Origin of the sequence: Paenibacillus sp. D9 (assembly GCF_001188365.1) — a bacterium.
Classification (GTDB): Bacteria; Bacillota; Bacilli; order Paenibacillales; family Paenibacillaceae; genus Paenibacillus_O; species Paenibacillus_O humicus.
Window position 1 is genome coordinate 272062 of sequence record NZ_JZEJ01000001.1, and the last position, 16072, is coordinate 288133.

Sequence of the window (16072 nt, forward strand, 5' to 3'; positions counted from 1 at the left end):
TGTGCTGAACTGGAAAAATTCCGAGTGAAGCTATGGGACCAGTACTTAACGGTTCGTGATTTTTACGGCGGAATTGCCGTTTCCTTCGATAATCTTTGGTTTGATTTCCTATCCAGATATTTTATATCGGAACAGCCATTGACATTGATTTTTGACCAAGTTTGCAGAGATATGGAAAGACACGTAATTAGAAAAACGGAACCCGAGAGTCCATAAGAAGCTAAGAAAGTCGCTTTTTGGAGGACTCCAAAGCGCTTGAAACGAAGAGGTAATATAATTGCAGTCGGTTGAATGCAAAAACCAGTCAACACGAAAATTAGTGTTTGACTGGTTTTCATTATCGATAAACGATCAGTTGAGAACAGTTGTCTTTACGATCAAGGTTGCTTGGCCAATATCTTATCCAGCACAACAGGATAATTTAGATACATCTTTATTGATCGTAAGAGCTGCTAGTTTTAATCCCTCAGCCATCGTTAAATACGGTGCTAGGCTATCGCGTAGATCCTCGACCGTTAAACCGAACTTGACTGCAAGTGTCGCAGCGTAAATTACATCTCCGGCATTTTCAGCGACAATATGAACACCAAGCACCGTTAACGACTTGGAATCAGCCACTAATTTAAAAACGCCGGTTGTTTCGCGATTAACAAGTGCTCTAGGCACCGAATCCAAAGGAAGAATGGACGTTTTAACCTCATACCCTTTTGCCTTGGCTTTCTCTTCCGTGAGTCCTACAGTAGCAACGGAAGGAGAAGTGAACGTAACACCTGGAACAGCTTCAAGATTTACCTTTTTCTCTAAGCCGCCTATTGCATTATCGGCCGCGATGCGACCTTCATAAGCAGCCACATATACAAACTGCGGCCCCATCGTCACATCGCCTGCAGCATAAATTCTAGGATTCGAAGTGTTTAAAAAATCATCGACGACGATTTCGCTTTTGGAACCTATATTTACGTTCGCAGCATTAAGGTTTAGTGCTTCAATATTTGGTTTTCTACCGGTTGCAATAAGCAGCTGCTCGACTTCGATGACTTTCTTTTCGCCATCTACGGAAATATGCACTTGTTTTAGATCGCCACTTGCTTCTATGCGATCATACGTTACACCGGTAATCAAGTGAATCCCTTGCTCCGTTAAAGCCTTTGTCACCGCTTCGGAAATTTCAGGGTCATACTCTTTCAAAATGCGAGGACTTCTTTGCATCAGCGTAACATCTGACCCTAGATTGTGAAAGAGTTGACCCAATTCCATTGCAATATAGCCTGAGCCAATGACGGCAACCGTTTTAGGCAATTGTTTGAGCTCAAGTAGTGATGTGCTTGTTAAATAATCCACGTCCCTTAATCCTTGAATATCCGGAATGGACGGAGAAGCTCCTGTGGCAATTAAAAATCGTTTCGCTGTAACCAGTCGTCCACTTACCTCAATGGTTTTTTCATCTACGAATGTTGCCTCTCCTCGAATGAGTTCAAATCCGTACTCACCAATCAAATGTTCATACTTCTGTTCTCGCATACTGGCTACCAGTTCATTTTTATGTTCGACCAACTTTTCCAAATCTACTTTTCCTGTTGATGTGGCTAGTCCCAAGAATGGGTTGCTTTTGGCTAAATGATTGATTTCACCGGCACGAAGCAGCGTTTTTGATGGAACACAGCCAACATTTACGCAGGTTCCGCCAACAATTCCCCGCTCAATGATCGCGACCTTTGCGCCATATTCCACCGCTTGAATCGCTGCGGAAAAAGCTGCTCCACCGGAACCGATGATCAGAAAATCATAGTCGCCTTCATCGCCGAGAACCGGAGCATCATGAGTTTCTATCACTTCCGCATCTCCGGATTGATATTTTGCCTCGTTAATGGCTTTTTGGGCGGTTTCGATCATAACGTCATCGGGCAATTCAAACGTGGCTTCATTACGGTGAAAACTCGTCTCGATATTGGCGGCTCCAATGTTTTTAAGTGCGGTTGCTACGTGTTCTTCGCAGCCGCTGCATGTCATGCCTTGAACGTTGATTCGGTATTTTTTCATTTTTTATCCTCCCATTACATCAAACCCATATTTTGTAACCGATGATTGGATTAGCTTTACATCGGTTTTCAGATCATCAAAGGAAACCGTCACTTTTCCAGTGCTTCCCTTAGGTTCAATTTCTACTTTGCTGACTCCGTTTACCTTGAAATTAAATCTTGAATCACAGAAGGTGGGCAACATTCTAATCCCGTGACCGTGAACGTCGCCGATTGATTTGCAACAGTTGTACTTGCAGTTTGCACTGCTGCCGATGATTTTCATTGCTGCCGCCTGCCGTACCCGTGATCATTAAAAACATCTGGTACTTGATTGAAATAATCGCGAGTGTACCTGCCAAACCGGATAATCCGAGTGGAATGAGAATTAAGGGTCCGAGGCAGCAAGAAAGGCAGATAATACCGCCCCCCAGCTCGTTAGTTTTTCTCTCAAAATCATTCACCTCGTTTTTGCCCTGGTACTGAGCAGCAATCGTGTGTCACATCGGTTTTTTCTTGTATATTCGTCCTTTTGAATACCATACAAAGGGAAATCACAAATAGAATAGCCAAAATAGCACTAGCGGCGCCTTGATGGGCTGCAAAATACGCACCCAGTGTTGTGCCAGCAAGCAGAGGAAGAATCAAAACGAGATGGCAAGGGCAGGAAAGCAGAGCTAAAAAGCCCCATCCCATTTTCTTTGTATTGTCTTTCACAGGATTTCCTCCTCATTGTCAATTAACGCCTCGATGATTGGGCATTCATGAATTGCCTTTTCATCTGGACAGCGGTCTTTTAAATCTTTTAGCATACATTCGATTCGCTCAAGGTCTCTTATTTTCAACCGAACATCTTCAAGTTTTTGAACAACAAAATCGTGCATATCCGCACATCTCACATCGTCTTTATCAACGACACCAAGCAATTTATCAATTTCAGATAACGTAAAACCAAGCTCTTGTATACGTTTAATGAACATGATTCGTTTTACCGCATCTTCCGGATAAAGCCGGTAACCTGCATCCGACCTTACAGGTTCAGCAATCAGACCTTTTCGTTCATAATATCTAAGCGTTTCTTTATTCACATTACATAATTTGGATATATCTCCTGAATGATACCTCATGGTTCACCTCCCTCATAAGTGTAAACCCTGTACCATGATACATAGTCAAGACATCTTTATTTATTTCCTTAAAGTTCCGAAATAATTTTATTTTGGTTGTATTAGCTATGTGGCCGAGCAAGAGCGGAAGAAGAACCGGCAGCGGCAGGCGGAAGGAATCGAGGTTCCCCGAGAGGAGGGCTGTTGTATTCGGCCGACCCAAGCAGGAGATCGATGGAAAATGTGGAGGCGTACCGGGAATGGAAAGCAGGCCAGATTACCGCGACGGACGCTATACGTCGGATCGGTATGAAAAAGCCTACATTTTACCGGCGAGTGAAGGAATACGAGGAAATCAATGAGCCGTTCTAAGCTATCGTCAGTTCCGCGGCGGCCAATGATGGGGTAGTACCAGCAAACAAAGCTGACACCACCCGTAAAGTACATGGGGACATTTCCCCCTCAATACCTTGGCCTAGGAGATACCTAGTTAAGTTTGATGTTTACGAACTATGATTTTTCGATACATACCGTTAAATAGGGCTGATGCATCTTCTTCCACTCGAATTTGTTTCTCGTACGGCATAATGATTTGCTCAAAATGACGACCGATGTCTGTACCCATCAATGCTACGACGGGGCGAAGAATTTTCTTCATTACAGGCAACTCCCGAGATGGAGGGGCAAACTTATCGAAAATGAGAATACGTCCCCCAGTTCGCGTAACCCGAATCATTTCTTGAAAACATTGGTTCGGATCAGGGACCACAGATAAGATCAGATTCGCAATGACCATATCAAATGATTCCGGTGAAAAGGTCAAATTTTGTGCATCCATTTCCATGAAAGTAACGTTAGGAGAGTCATATTGATTCTTAGCTCGGCCAAGCATTTCGGGTGACAAGTCGATTGCAGTTACAGAAATATCTTTCCCCATAATGAACCGCAAGTCTGCACCTGTCCCGACGCCCACAAAAAGAATTTGGCTGTTAGCTTTAATGTCGACGTCCTCAAAAATCTTTTTCCGAGCCTTTAGAAAAGGCCCGGAATTAAAGAAATAATCATAAAAGGGTGCCCATACCCGATAAATCACTTTATTCCAAGGGTTATTCATAGGCGATCATTTCCCTTTCACTTTTAACAAACGTAAGCTGTTCAAAGTAACAATTAGGGTAGCTCCCATATCTGCAAAAATAGCCATCCATAGCGTAAGCCATCCAGGAACAATCAAAGCCAAAGCGACAAGTTTAATCCCGAGCGAGAACGTAATGTTTTGCTTTATTATCGCAAGGGTTTTACGGCTTAACCGAATCGTATACGGGAGTTTACCTAAGTCGTCAGCCATAAGTGCAATGTCCGCCGTTTCAAGCGCCGTATCCGTACCCGCGCCTCCCATAGCGATACCAACCGTTGAAGCCGCAAGCGCGGGCGCGTCGTTGACGCCATCGCCAATCATTGCGACATTGCCATAGTCTTTACGAAGCTGCTTAATGTAATCTAATTTATCTTGCGGCATGAGGTCGGCTTTAACGTCTGTAACATTCAACCGGCTCCCGATAGCTTCGGCGGTTGCTTGATTATCACCCGTAAGCATAATCGTTTTCTTGATGCCAATTTCGTGCAATTGCTTAATAACGTCTTTACTGGAATCGCGCACTTCATCGGCCACGGCTATTAAGGCAAGAACTTGTTGTTCCGTTCCCAAGACCATAACCGTTTTCCCTTGTTTTTGTAGAGCTTCGATACGTTGATTCGTTTCAACATTCATATCGGAGCGAAGTTCTGCAAAGAGTTTTGGACTACCGACGTAATACAATTCCTCGTTTACTTTTGCTTTAACGCCTTTTCCAGTTATCGATTGGAAATCCTCAACGGTGAGGGATAAGTCGGCTCCGAGATTTTCAGCTTTACGAACAATCGCGGAAGCGAGCGGGTGTTGCGAACCTTTTTCGATAACTGCCGCGATGGCAAGCAATTCTTTTTCGTCTTTCGTTCCGAAAGTATGGACATTTGTTACTTCCGGGAATCCTTTCGTCAGCGTACCCGTTTTATCGAATGCGATTGCGGCAAGGCGACCAGCTTCTTCAAGGTGTATGCCGCCTTTGATAAGGACGCCATTTTTCGCCGCGTTTCCGATAGCTGTAACAATCGAAACAGGTGTCGAAATGACCAATGCGCAAGGACAGCCGACGACGAGTAACGCTAATCCCCGATATACCCAATCGCCCCAATCAGCGCCGACGAACAGAGGGGGAACAACGGCAATACCTAATGCCAAAATCATAATCGCGGGCGTATAGTATTTCGCAAATCGGTCAACGAACGCTTGTGAAGGTGCACGTTCGGCTTGTGCTTCTTCAACAAGGTGAATAATTTTCGAGATTGTAGTATCCTCGACATGCTTCGTTACTTTGACCTCAAGCAATCCTTCTTCGTTTAATGTGCCTGCGAAAACTTCATCATCAATTGTTTTCGTTACGGGAACCGATTCGCCGGTTATCGCAGCTTGGTTAATGGTTGATGTCCCTTTAATAACCACGCCATCCATTGCGAGTTTTTGACCAGGCTTTACAATCATGACGTCGCCAACCTGTATATCATCGACACTTACCGTAATTTCTTCGGAACCGCGTCGAATCAGAGCTTCCTTCGGTGCAATATCCATCAGGGAACGAATGGATTGACGCGCTTTCTCCATAGAGTAACGTTCCAAAACTTCACTAATTGCAAACAAGATCACAACCGTCGCGCCTTCGCCCCATTTGCCGATCGCCGCGGCACCGATGATGGCCACCGTCATAAGGGTGTTCATATCGAACTGAAGCCGGAAGAGATTTTTAAGCCCTTTTTTGAATAGATCGTAACCGCCAATGAGAATAGAAGCCGCAAAAATGACTGCGGATAAGATACTTCCCTCACCTAGAAAATAACCTGCCGCAAGCAATACGGCAGAAACCAACACGTTCCAATGCTCTTGCCAAAATGGCTTTTTCTTTTCAATCGTCCGTTGTTTTTCAGGTGTGACTTTCAGGCTTTCAAAAGCTCCAGCCTTTTCTAAATCCTCCATTGTGGTACTTCCATAAACGGTAATCTTGGATGCTCCAAAATTGACTTGAGCATCTTTAACGCCAGGCAAACCTTTTACATTTTTCTCGAAAATGCCTGCGCAATTCGTACAGGTAAAGCCTTGAACTCTGTAGACGTTTTTATCTTCTGTGTTTTCAATTTTATTTTCCATTGGTGATCAACTCCCGCGAATGAGTAGAAGCTAGCTGTACCAATTGACGAACATGGTCGTCTTCTAGCGAATAAAAAACTAATTTGCCATCCTTGCGGTATTTGGCTAGGCCAAGCTGCTTTAAGGTGCGAAGATGGTGTGAAGCTGTTGCCAACGAAGAACCGATAATGTTAGCCACATCACAAACACATAATTCATCTTCTTCGCAAAGGGCAAAAGCGATTTTCATTCTGGTTTCGTCAGCTAAAACCTTAAACATCTTTATCATGCCTTGAATATTTTGTCCTTCAAGTGCATGTTGTACCTTTCGGACTTTAGGTTCGTCATAACAATAAATTTCACATGAGTCCTTTTCTTTCATACCGCTCATATTCTCACCTCTATAATCAAACGAGTATTTGATTGTTATCATACAACAAACTTTTCGATTATTCAAATGTATATTTGATTATCTATCAAACATATCTAAAATATTCTTTTCAACGTTGATACTGCGTTAACAATTGGCGTATATGATCATAATAGAAATAAGCAAATAATTATATGGCTATTTACAGCGGGTAGGGGAGTGTGGGAGAATGAAACGGGAAGTCAAACGAATTTATTTCCTTTGCGGGCAAAATCGGTGCCGAAGTCAGATGGCCGAAGCTTTTGCCAAGTTTTATGGCGGGGATCATGTAGTGGTGGAGAGTGCTGGATTAAATCCATCCGAAGAAGTGCATCCTTACACCATTGAAGCTATGCGTGAGGTAGGCATCGATCTTTCCCAGCATGTTTGCAAAAAAATTGATATGAAATTTTTTCTAGCGTCGAATGCGATCGTCAAGCTGTGCGAACAAATTGTGGAGCGCTGTCCTATCGTACCGTTTAAGATCATGAACGTCGAGTGGAACATCCCTGACCCGTTGGCCGTAGACGGCGGCAGCCTGGAAGACGTGAAGAGAGCGCGTGACGAGATTCGGGAGAAAGTGATTGGGTTGTTAAAAGGGATGGACATTCCCGTCGCTTAAAAGGAGTGAAGCAGTTGAGCAAACTAGAAGAAGTAGCGGATGCCTTGAAGCTATTAGGGGACCGGAACAGGCTCACTATCGTAGCCATGTTGCAGGTGAAGGAACTGTGCGTGTGCGAGATCGTGGACATTTTGAAAACAAGCCAGCCCAATATCAGTCAGCATATGCGCAAGCTGAGGGACGGGGGCTTGGTCAAAGAGTCCCGCAGGGGGCAATGGGTTTATTATTCGCTCTGCCTGGAAGACAAGCCTTATATTTTGGATATTCTAAAGGAAATTCCTTCGCAAGCGGCGATGATTGAGCCTGTCGTTTGCGAAACCAATGATTGCTGTACGTAGTTCAGGAGGACGCATATGGTTTATGTAGCGATTTTCATTTTCTTGGTAACGTTGCTTTTTGTCATCTGGCAACCGAAAGGATTAAACATCGGCTGGTCGGCAAGTGTCGGAGCGATCCTTGCTTTAATATTTGGCGTGGTCAGCTTCGCTGACGTCGGCACCGTAACCGGCATCGTGTGGAATGCCACCTTGGCGTTTGTGGCCATTATTTTAATCTCACTGGTGCTGGATGAAATCGGATTTTTTGAGTGGGCTGCCTTGCATATGGCGCGGCTGGCACGCGGAAACGGTCTACTCATGTTTGTATTTATCATCCTGCTTGGATCGGCGGTTGCCGCGCTGTTTGCCAATGACGGCGGGGCCTTGATTATTACGCCGATTGTGCTCGCCATGGTCCGGGCGCTTAAGTTTGATGAAAAGATGATCCTACCGTTTATTATGGCGAGTGGGTTCATTGCCGATACGGCATCTTTACCGCTTGTCGTCAGCAACTTGGTGAATATTGTATCCGCCGATTATTTCAACATCGGTTTTGCGGAATACGCGAGCCGCATGATTGTTCCGAATTTCTTTTCCGTCATAGCGAGCCTCATTGTGCTGTATCTGTATTTCCGGAAAAGCATCCCGAACAATTACAATCTCACGCAACTGAAAAGGCCGAAGGAAGCCATCAAGGATATGCGGCTGTTTAAGTTATCTTGGGTCATTTTAACCGCGCTGCTTGTTGCGTATTTTATTAGCGAATTTTTCTCGATCCCTGTATCCATTATTGCCGGGGTTGCAGCGATTGCCTTTTTGTTCGCGGCGAGAAAGAGCCCTGCGATTCATACTTGGAAACTGGTAAAAGGCGCTCCCTGGGCTGTCGTGATCTTCTCTATCGGCATGTATGTGGTCGTTTATGGCTTGCGCAATGCCGGACTTACGGATGCACTGGGCAGCGTCATTCAAGCGGTCGCAGACAAAGGGTTATTTGTGGCTACCGTAGGGATGGGCTTTATTGCAGCCATCCTGTCGTCCATTATGAACAACATGCCAACGGTCATGATTGATGCGTTGGCCATCCAAGGTACACAAACCGATGGATTCATTCGTGAGGCGCTGATCTATGCGAATGTGATCGGTTCGGACTTAGGGCCGAAAATTACGCCAATCGGCTCCCTGGCCACGCTGCTTTGGCTGCATGTACTATCCACAAAAAACGTGAAAATCAGATGGGGCTATTATTTTAAAGTCGGCATCTTGTTAACCATTCCCACGTTGTTCATAACGCTCACCGGTCTTTATGTATGGCTTTATGTTCTCCAGACGCTACAGGTGAATGTATGGCTATGTATTGCGGTGATTGTGGTCGTCCTGGTGGTGGTTGCAATGATCATGAAGTCTTTTATGGGAAGTAAACAAGCGAAAAGAGTTCATCAAGGCGATTAATGAATTGAAATCAAAAGGAGATTGTTCACCATGGAGAAAAAACCGTTAATTTATTTTTTGTGCACCGGAAATTCTTGCAGAAGCCAAATCGCGGACGGGTTTTTAAACGCGCTAGGCAGCGACAAATATGAAGTCAAAAGCGCAGGTCTTGAAGCACACGGACTGAATCCGCGTGCGGTGCAAGTCATGCAAGAAGCTGGGGTAGATATTAGCAAAAACACCTCCGATGTGATCGATCCGGACATTTTGAATCGCGCCGATTATGTCATTACCTTATGCGGCCACGCCGACGAGCATTGCCCTGTGATCTCCAACAAGAACGTAACGAAATGGCATTGGGGTTTTGATGATCCGGCAAAAGCAACCGGAACCGAAGAAGAAATCATGAACCAGTTCCGCACCGTTCGCGATTCGATTAAGAGCCGGATTGAACAATTCGTCAAAGAAGGGAAATGAGGTGGCGACGATGATCAAACGAATGCATGTTGCTTTAAACTGTACGGAGCTGAACAAGTCTCTGGAGTTCTATCGCGCTTTTTTTGGGGCCGAACCGAGTAAGATTAAAGATAATTACGCCAAATTCGAGTTAGAAGAACCGGCGCTGCATTTTTCGCTCAATGTGCGCCCCTTCGAACAAAAGGGTGTACTGAATCACTTGGGCTTCCAAGTCAATAATACGGAAGAAGTGCTGGCCATAGGGGAGAGGCTTCGTCAAAGCGGACTGCTGCTGATTGACGAGATGAATACCACATGTTGCTATGCGGTGCAGGATAAAGTTTGGGTGTATGATCCGGACGGCAACGCTTGGGAGATTTTCTACACAAAAGAAGATTCCGAATTCGAATCCGCCGGAGAAGCCAGGGATTTGTCCCTTTGCTGCGCGCCGCCAGCGGCCCCGGTTCCGATTGAGTTTGGATCGTTTAAAAAAGGAGTATAGTCTATGGCGTCTGAAAAAACCTACCATGCTTTGATTCCGGATAAAATTTTCATGGGCGCGGCAACTGATGTGGAATCGATGGTAAAAAATGAAGGTATCGACGTGATCGTGGATCTTCGCGGCGAAGCGACGGAATGCACCTATCCAGCGGCGAGTGCGAAATGGATTCAAATTCCGTTAGCAGATCATGCCGCTATGCCGCAAGAAAAAGCCTTCGGTCAAGCGATCCAGGCCGTCACCGAAGCTTATCACCAAAACAAGAAAGTTGCTTTTCATTGTGGCGGAGGAAAGGGACGGACCGGTACGGTAGCCGCTGGCACCTTGCTTGCCTTGGGATTAAGCGATACGCTTGACGAAGCCGAGGCCAAGGCAAAGAGCATTCGCAACATCATTGATATTAAGCCATCACAGAGAGAATGTTTGCACCAACTATATCCCGGTAAATAAGCAAGCAAGAGACCACTCAGCCGAGTGGTTTTCTTTTTGTGCGATTAAAAATATTTGCAATTTGCAAATATATATTGTATAACTGAAACATGAGGTGAATCACAGTGGAAAATGTTCGCGAACTATTTCAGATCATGACACGCCGTTTTGGGTTTCTCAATAAAAATTGCTGCACCGCCGGTGGCTGCGATATTTCCTTAGTGCAAAGCCATATTCTTTACGAGATCGATCGTCAGCATCAACCGTCCATTCAGCAGGTAGCCGAGGCGTTAGGAACCGATATAACGACCTTTAGCCGACAAATCCAATCGTTAATCAAAATGAACTTAGTGAAAAAATCGCCCGATCCCAACGACCGAAGGGTATTTGTGCTTTCTCTCACGACAGAAGGCAAATATGTAGCCACAACGATTGACCAGCAATGTAACGCTTATTTAGCAGAGATTTTCTCTCACATGAACGATTTTGAAAAAGAAACGGTCATTCGCTCCATTAAGCTTTTGAATGAAGCTATGTCAAAATCCAGCCTTTGCTGTTCCACCCCCATCGGGTGATTTCTTTTCTCTAATACTTGCATTTTGCAAATAAATCGGAGGGTGTTGGGTATGAATGAGGTATTGGATACGATTGTCATTGGAGGGGGGCAGGCGGGTCTGGCTTCCGGCTATCATCTACAGAAGAAAGGACTTCGATATCTGATTTTGGACGCGGGCGACGAGGCGGGGGGCTCGTGGCCGCGTTATTACGATAGTCTCAAACTGTTCTCTCCGGCACGTTTCTCGTCGATGCCAGGCATGACATTCCCCGGCGATCCGAATGGCTATCCCAAGCGTGATGAAGTCATTCGTTATTTACAGGATTACCGGGCAAAATTTCAATTGCCGGTCCGAACCAATCAACGCGTAGCATCGGTCGAAAGGGATGGAGAAGGGTTTACGGTCCGTACGATGGTAGGGGATACGTTTCGGGCACGCACCATCATTAATGCGGCCGGCTCATTTCACAATCCCTATACGCCAGTTTTACCGGGGCAGGAGGCGTTTCAAGGCCGCACACTTCATTCCTCCGAATACCGGAATCCGGAGCCATTTCGCAATCAACGCGTAGTGGTGGTCGGGCGTGGCAATTCTGCCGTACAGATCGGAGTTGAGCTGGCCGAGGTGAGCAAGACGTCTTTAGCGGTACTCCGGCCGATCCAATTCATGAAATCGAGGCTGTTGGATCAGGATGTGCATTTTTGGATCAAACTGATTGGGTTTGACACCTTTCCTTTTTGGCGGTTCGGGAAAACCGCGCCGAGTTCAAGTGCGGTGAACGATTCGGGCGGGTACAAAGAAAAAGTAGCGGCAGGAAAACCAGATCAACAACCGATGTTCACATCCTTTTATGAGGATGGCGTGATTTGGCCGAACGGGACAAAAGAGCCGGTAGATACGGTGATCTTTGCGACAGGCTACCGGCCGTATCTTCCCTACCTTCAAGCGATTGGCGCGCTGGATTCGGAAGGAAGGCCGTTACATCAAGCAGGCATAAGCGACGTTCCGGGACTTTATTATGTGGGGCTGGAAGGGCAGCGTTCCTTTGCTTCTGCTACCATAAGGGGGGGGGGGCCGGACGCGCAGTTTGTTGTTAAAAAGCTTTTGCATCACCTTAAACACTGAATGCTTACATTTTTTGATAAAAGGATGGGACCGACTTGAACCTCAATTGGTTTGCTGCGGAAATGCTTATGAAACAACGCCAAAGGGAAATCGAACGATCTGCTAGAGAAGCGTGGAAATGGTCAGACGCTATGCAAAAGCAATCGGTCCGATTCTTTAACCGACGGCCAATCATTCGTGCAACACCAACGGCTTGCTGCGTTACGAGCTGCTGTTGATGTATAAAAAACTAAGGAGTGAACTTTCATGAATCAAGTAAGTAATGATCAAATTCGTCAAAACGTTCGGAATCGGTATAAAGAAATCGCCTTACAGGACGTAGGGGCGGGGTCCTGTTGTAAGCCAGCGCCAGCCAATGATTGCTGTGGTTCGGCCGCGGATGTTTCCGCTAAAATGGGCTACTCGTCAGAAGAATTAACAGCCGTTCCAGATGGGGCGAATCTGGGCCTCGGCTGTGGCAATCCGCAAGCCATTGCTGCTTTGCAACCGGGAGAAGTCGTGCTGGACCTGGGCAGCGGCGGCGGGTTTGATTGCTTTCTTGCCTCCCGTCAGGTGGGCGCTTCCGGCCGCGTCATTGGTGTAGATATGACACCGGAAATGGTCAGCCGCGCCCGCGAAAATTCCAGTAAAAGCGGATTTACCAATACGGAATTTCGGTTGGGCGAGATAGAGCATCTGCCGGTTCAGGACCACTCGGTTGACGTGATTATTTCAAACTGTGTCATTAATCTGTCCCCATCGAAGCAGCAGGTGTTTGACGAGGCGTTCCGTGTGCTGCGTGACGGCGGCAGACTGGCCATATCGGATGTCGTGGCAACAGCCGATTTTCCGGAAGAAATCAAGCAGGATATCGACCGTATCTATTCAGGGTGTATTTCAGGAGCTTCCTCTATCGGGGAGTTGGAAGCCATGCTTGCGCAAAGCGGGTTTACCCAAATTGAGATCGAACCTAAAGACGAATCCCAGACGTTCATCAAGGATTGGATTCCCGGCGCAAATGTCGAACAATACCTGGTGTCTGCCGCGATACGTGCCATCAAGGCTTGAGCCGTGAAGGGCCGAACTGTTGCAGCTCGAGTTGAGTTGAACATGTTCGGCATAAACAATAAGGCGCTGCCGGTAAGTTGGCAGCGCCTTCGCCTTTGCTTAGCGTATATTTTCGTTAAAATGTTGGCGAGACCCCCGAAAGAAGAAGTGGGTTGCGCTATGTTCGAACATACGTTACTAAGGTTGACACCAAGCAAACTTTTTGGCATCTATTGAAATATGGTAAAATAAATTAATTCAATATGTCGAATAGACTAGGAAAAAAGGCAAACCTGATCGAAAGACAGGGACGCAAAGCCACGGGTCTTCTGCACTAGTGCAATGATCGCCGGGTTACCCTCTCAAACCACACCAAGATGACAAGCAGGCACGCCAGTGAGAGGGCGTGTCTTTTTGTCATTTGAAAATAAAAGAGGTGATCGATTATGAACAAACAAACAAGCTTTTCTGTAGAGATAAAAGATATGATCCGTAGGAACGGGAGTATCAAAGTATTACTGGCGGATGGTGACCTAGCTTGGCAACAGCGACTCGCTATGTTGCTTGAATCCGAGCCAGATATTTATTTATCTAACATCGTTTCGACAAAAGAGGAAGCGATTCGAGCGAGTGTACAATTAGACGTAGACGTAATGATCTTGGAAATGATTTTGAATTCGCCCAAACGAGACGGGCTGGACGCCGTAGCGGAGATTCTCAGAAATAAAGAGTTACCGATTATTGTCCTTTCTTCGATACATGATCCGGAAGTCATGGTCGATGCAGTTGTTGCCGGAGCGGTCAATTATATTACAAAGTCCAACTATATGGACATACCGGTTGCGATCAGAGAAGCTCACCGACGTCAGTCCTCTCTCCATGCGGATGTCGCGACGATAATCCGTAGTGAGATCGAGCTTATAAAGCGAAAAGAATTGCATTGCATGCTCACACCTACGGAAAAAGAAATTTTGCAACTCATAGGCTTGGGCTATCGACAGACAATTATCAGAGAATTACTTGGCATTACTTCGAACACCCTAAAATCGCACGTTCGGCATATCACTCGTAAATTCGACACCCGATCCATTCGAGAAGCTGCTGAGAAGGCGAAACGAAGAGGTCTGTATGATCAGCACTATGCTACGTGAGTTAATGGGACTGAAATTGAAACAAGCTTTGGGAAAATTCGGGGATTTTCGACAAAATTATCATGACAGAGGGTGACAAAAAGATCACCCTCCCCATTCGAACTAATAATAGGTAAAATGAAGGGGTAATCTAAGGGAAAATAGGAATATTATCCCGTACCAAAGGAGGTGGAGAGAAAAAAGATGAATGCTGGAGATTGTTGTCGTGAATCGGAGTCTGAAGTAAATCAAAATGGGACAGGCTCTCGTAAAATGAAGAGGATGGTGCCTTTAACTTACGTAATTATGCGGCTGTCCCCAATATAACAATGAAGGGATGATCGTCATGGATCAATTAGAAACGGAGCGTGAATTATGTTTATTAACATGGATTGATTTGCACTTCATTCAGCAGTTTTGCGGAAGGAGAGTTGTAGTATTTCTTGGAATTGGGGAGGGTGTTTGATGAATCTTACTCAACAGTCCATCCCCTATGAAAAAGTTGAAGCATGGCTTATGTCCTATAGTGATTGGAAAGCAAGGTTGGAATATGCGCAGGCAGAGCTTAAGCATATTCCGGGATTAACGAGGGCTTTGCATGAGTGGGTGAATCATGGCAATGGAAGAAAACAAGAACCATTGTTGCGTACGGTCATTCATCGGATAGAGATCACTGAACATGAAATCCCGTTGCTATTATCGAGAATCGGATTGATCGATTACGCTTTCTCGGCTCTCACCACAGAGGAAATTTTGTTCGTTCGTCTACGATATTTGGATAAACTGGCGCTTTCGGTCATTATAGATCGCATTGCACTTTCCCGCCGCGCGTTCTTTTATCATCGGAAGCGAATTCTGCATAAAGTATATCGAAAAATCAAAGATCGGGCGGTCCTGTTGGAACTGGATTCCTTTGGAGAAGACTGATCATATCATTACTTCAGAAGATGCACATACGCATCTTCTATTTTTATGGTTCGTGAATTGAAGAATATCACCTCAATCCCCCATCTTTTCAAACAGGCTCTAGGGTCTACCCCCATTTTTAGCAGTCAGTTCAATCTCTCCGAGTACGATTAACTCCTCACCAAGAGATGAGATGCCGTGAATCTTTCTTGCACCGAACATGCACCGAACGCTGCACTAGATTTGCTCTTGTTTTGCACGAATTGTGCACCCGATATGCACGATTTTCCTGATACGATGATAGTATAGCAAGCTTAAGGGCAGCCTACAAGATCATCGGCTGTCCTTTATGTTTGTGAAGCAAGGATTGACGAAACGGGCATAACTTGTTCCATGGTTTCGTCATGTTTCCGCATTAAGTCGTACAATCATACCGATGAAAGGAGGGCGATGATGCGGTTCCTATTAATCTGTTTTTTTAGAAATAGGTAGAAATGCATCCTGAACTGGATACATCTGTATTTATGCTATGCGCATTACTTTGCATTCCAGCCATTGAGCGCCGCTTCATTTTTTGCTGTGATGATCAGCAAAAAGAAGCGAAGCGCTCTTTTTTATTTTCTGATTGAAACCCAAAAGAAGGTAGCTATTACAGTGACGAGTGCTGAAGGCATGTGATACGGGACAGTCAAAAAGGAGCGTTTGAACTAAAACGTAGGACAACACCATCATAAAACAGACTGGCTATTCCTCTCGCAATGGTGTTGCCATGTGAGGAGGGAAATTGATATTATGTGCCCCACGTTGCATGCAATGTCAAACCACGA

General features: G+C 45.5%; 18 protein-coding genes and 1 riboswitch. Of the genes, 11 read left to right on the forward strand and 7 right to left on the reverse strand.

The window, feature by feature from the left end:
- Positions 1 to 399: 399 nt before the first annotated feature.
- The 7 genes from merA to VE23_RS01295 all read right to left on the reverse strand — a co-directional run bounded on the left by merA (position 400) and on the right by VE23_RS01295 (position 6723).
- Complete coding sequence (gene merA, locus VE23_RS01275; RefSeq protein WP_021877410.1) at positions 400 to 2040, reverse strand: mercury(II) reductase; 1641 nt, start codon at positions 2038 to 2040, stop codon at positions 400 to 402.
- Between the two features lie 3 nt (positions 2041 to 2043).
- A complete protein-coding gene (locus VE23_RS26265) occupies positions 2044 to 2304 on the reverse strand; it encodes a heavy-metal-associated domain-containing protein (RefSeq protein WP_021877411.1) in 261 nt (86 codons plus the stop codon).
- Between the two features lie 170 nt (positions 2305 to 2474).
- Positions 2475 to 2735 carry an Uncharacterized mercuric resistance protein MerE gene (locus VE23_RS25585; RefSeq protein ID WP_021877412.1) on the reverse strand — a complete coding sequence of 87 codons (261 nt, stop codon included), beginning with the start codon at positions 2733 to 2735 and terminating at the stop codon, positions 2475 to 2477.
- Positions 2732 to 3145, reverse strand: coding sequence for an Hg(II)-responsive transcriptional regulator (merR, locus tag VE23_RS01280; RefSeq protein ID WP_021877413.1), 414 nt, complete (start codon positions 3143 to 3145; stop codon positions 2732 to 2734). The genes VE23_RS25585 and merR overlap by 4 nt, the downstream gene beginning before the upstream one ends.
- Positions 3146 to 3614: 469 nt before the next feature.
- Positions 3615 to 4238, reverse strand: coding sequence for a class I SAM-dependent methyltransferase (locus tag VE23_RS01285; protein ID WP_021877415.1), 624 nt, complete (start codon positions 4236 to 4238; stop codon positions 3615 to 3617).
- Between the two features lie 6 nt (positions 4239 to 4244).
- Positions 4245 to 6362 carry a heavy metal translocating P-type ATPase gene (locus VE23_RS01290; protein ID WP_021877416.1) on the reverse strand — a complete coding sequence of 706 codons (2118 nt, stop codon included), beginning with the start codon at positions 6360 to 6362 and terminating at the stop codon, positions 4245 to 4247.
- A complete protein-coding gene (locus VE23_RS01295) occupies positions 6352 to 6723 on the reverse strand; it encodes an ArsR/SmtB family transcription factor (protein ID WP_048744055.1) in 372 nt (123 codons plus the stop codon). Before VE23_RS01295 ends, VE23_RS01290 begins: the two co-directional genes overlap by 11 nt.
- 217 nt (positions 6724 to 6940) lie before the next feature.
- Between VE23_RS01295 and VE23_RS01300 the strand changes: the two genes are divergently transcribed.
- The 11 genes from VE23_RS01300 (at position 6941) to VE23_RS01350 (ending at position 15266) form a co-directional block, all read left to right on the forward strand.
- Entirely contained in the window at positions 6941 to 7372 is a 432-nt protein-coding gene (locus VE23_RS01300) for an arsenate reductase ArsC (RefSeq protein ID WP_021877418.1), read from the forward strand.
- 14 nt (positions 7373 to 7386) lie between these two features.
- Positions 7387 to 7710: an ArsR/SmtB family transcription factor gene (locus tag VE23_RS01305; RefSeq protein WP_048744011.1), complete on the forward strand. Its 324-nt coding sequence runs from the start codon at positions 7387 to 7389 to the stop codon at positions 7708 to 7710.
- 15 nt (positions 7711 to 7725) lie between these two features.
- Complete coding sequence (locus tag VE23_RS01310; RefSeq protein WP_021877420.1) at positions 7726 to 9138, forward strand: arsenic transporter; 1413 nt, start codon at positions 7726 to 7728, stop codon at positions 9136 to 9138.
- A 30-nt stretch (positions 9139 to 9168) separates the two neighbouring features.
- Entirely contained in the window at positions 9169 to 9594 is a 426-nt protein-coding gene (gene arsC / locus VE23_RS01315; RefSeq protein WP_048744013.1) for an arsenate reductase (thioredoxin), read from the forward strand.
- Between the two features lie 10 nt (positions 9595 to 9604).
- Positions 9605 to 10075: an ArsI/CadI family heavy metal resistance metalloenzyme gene (locus tag VE23_RS01320; RefSeq protein WP_028598746.1), complete on the forward strand. Its 471-nt coding sequence runs from the start codon at positions 9605 to 9607 to the stop codon at positions 10073 to 10075.
- Positions 10076 to 10078: 3 nt separating this feature from the next.
- Positions 10079 to 10522 (forward strand): protein-tyrosine phosphatase family protein, encoded by a 444-nt coding sequence (locus VE23_RS01325; protein WP_021877422.1) that lies wholly within the window; start codon positions 10079 to 10081, stop codon positions 10520 to 10522.
- A gap of 104 nt (positions 10523 to 10626) precedes the next feature.
- Positions 10627 to 11076, forward strand: a complete 450-nt coding sequence (locus VE23_RS01330; protein WP_048744016.1) for a MarR family winged helix-turn-helix transcriptional regulator — start codon at positions 10627 to 10629, stop codon at positions 11074 to 11076.
- 51 nt (positions 11077 to 11127) lie between these two features.
- Entirely contained in the window at positions 11128 to 12183 is a 1056-nt protein-coding gene (locus VE23_RS01335) for a flavin-containing monooxygenase (RefSeq protein ID WP_048744018.1), read from the forward strand.
- A gap of 246 nt (positions 12184 to 12429) precedes the next feature.
- Complete coding sequence (locus tag VE23_RS01340; RefSeq protein WP_021877425.1) at positions 12430 to 13230, forward strand: arsenite methyltransferase; 801 nt, start codon at positions 12430 to 12432, stop codon at positions 13228 to 13230.
- 255 nt (positions 13231 to 13485) lie between these two features.
- A riboswitch (cyclic di-GMP riboswitch) is annotated at positions 13486 to 13571 on the forward strand.
- A gap of 84 nt (positions 13572 to 13655) precedes the next feature.
- Positions 13656 to 14360, forward strand: coding sequence for a response regulator (locus tag VE23_RS01345; RefSeq protein ID WP_049867113.1), 705 nt, complete (start codon positions 13656 to 13658; stop codon positions 14358 to 14360).
- A 444-nt stretch (positions 14361 to 14804) separates the two neighbouring features.
- A complete protein-coding gene (locus VE23_RS01350) occupies positions 14805 to 15266 on the forward strand; it encodes a hypothetical protein (RefSeq protein WP_021877427.1) in 462 nt (153 codons plus the stop codon).
- The last annotated feature ends 806 nt before the right edge of the window (positions 15267 to 16072 follow it).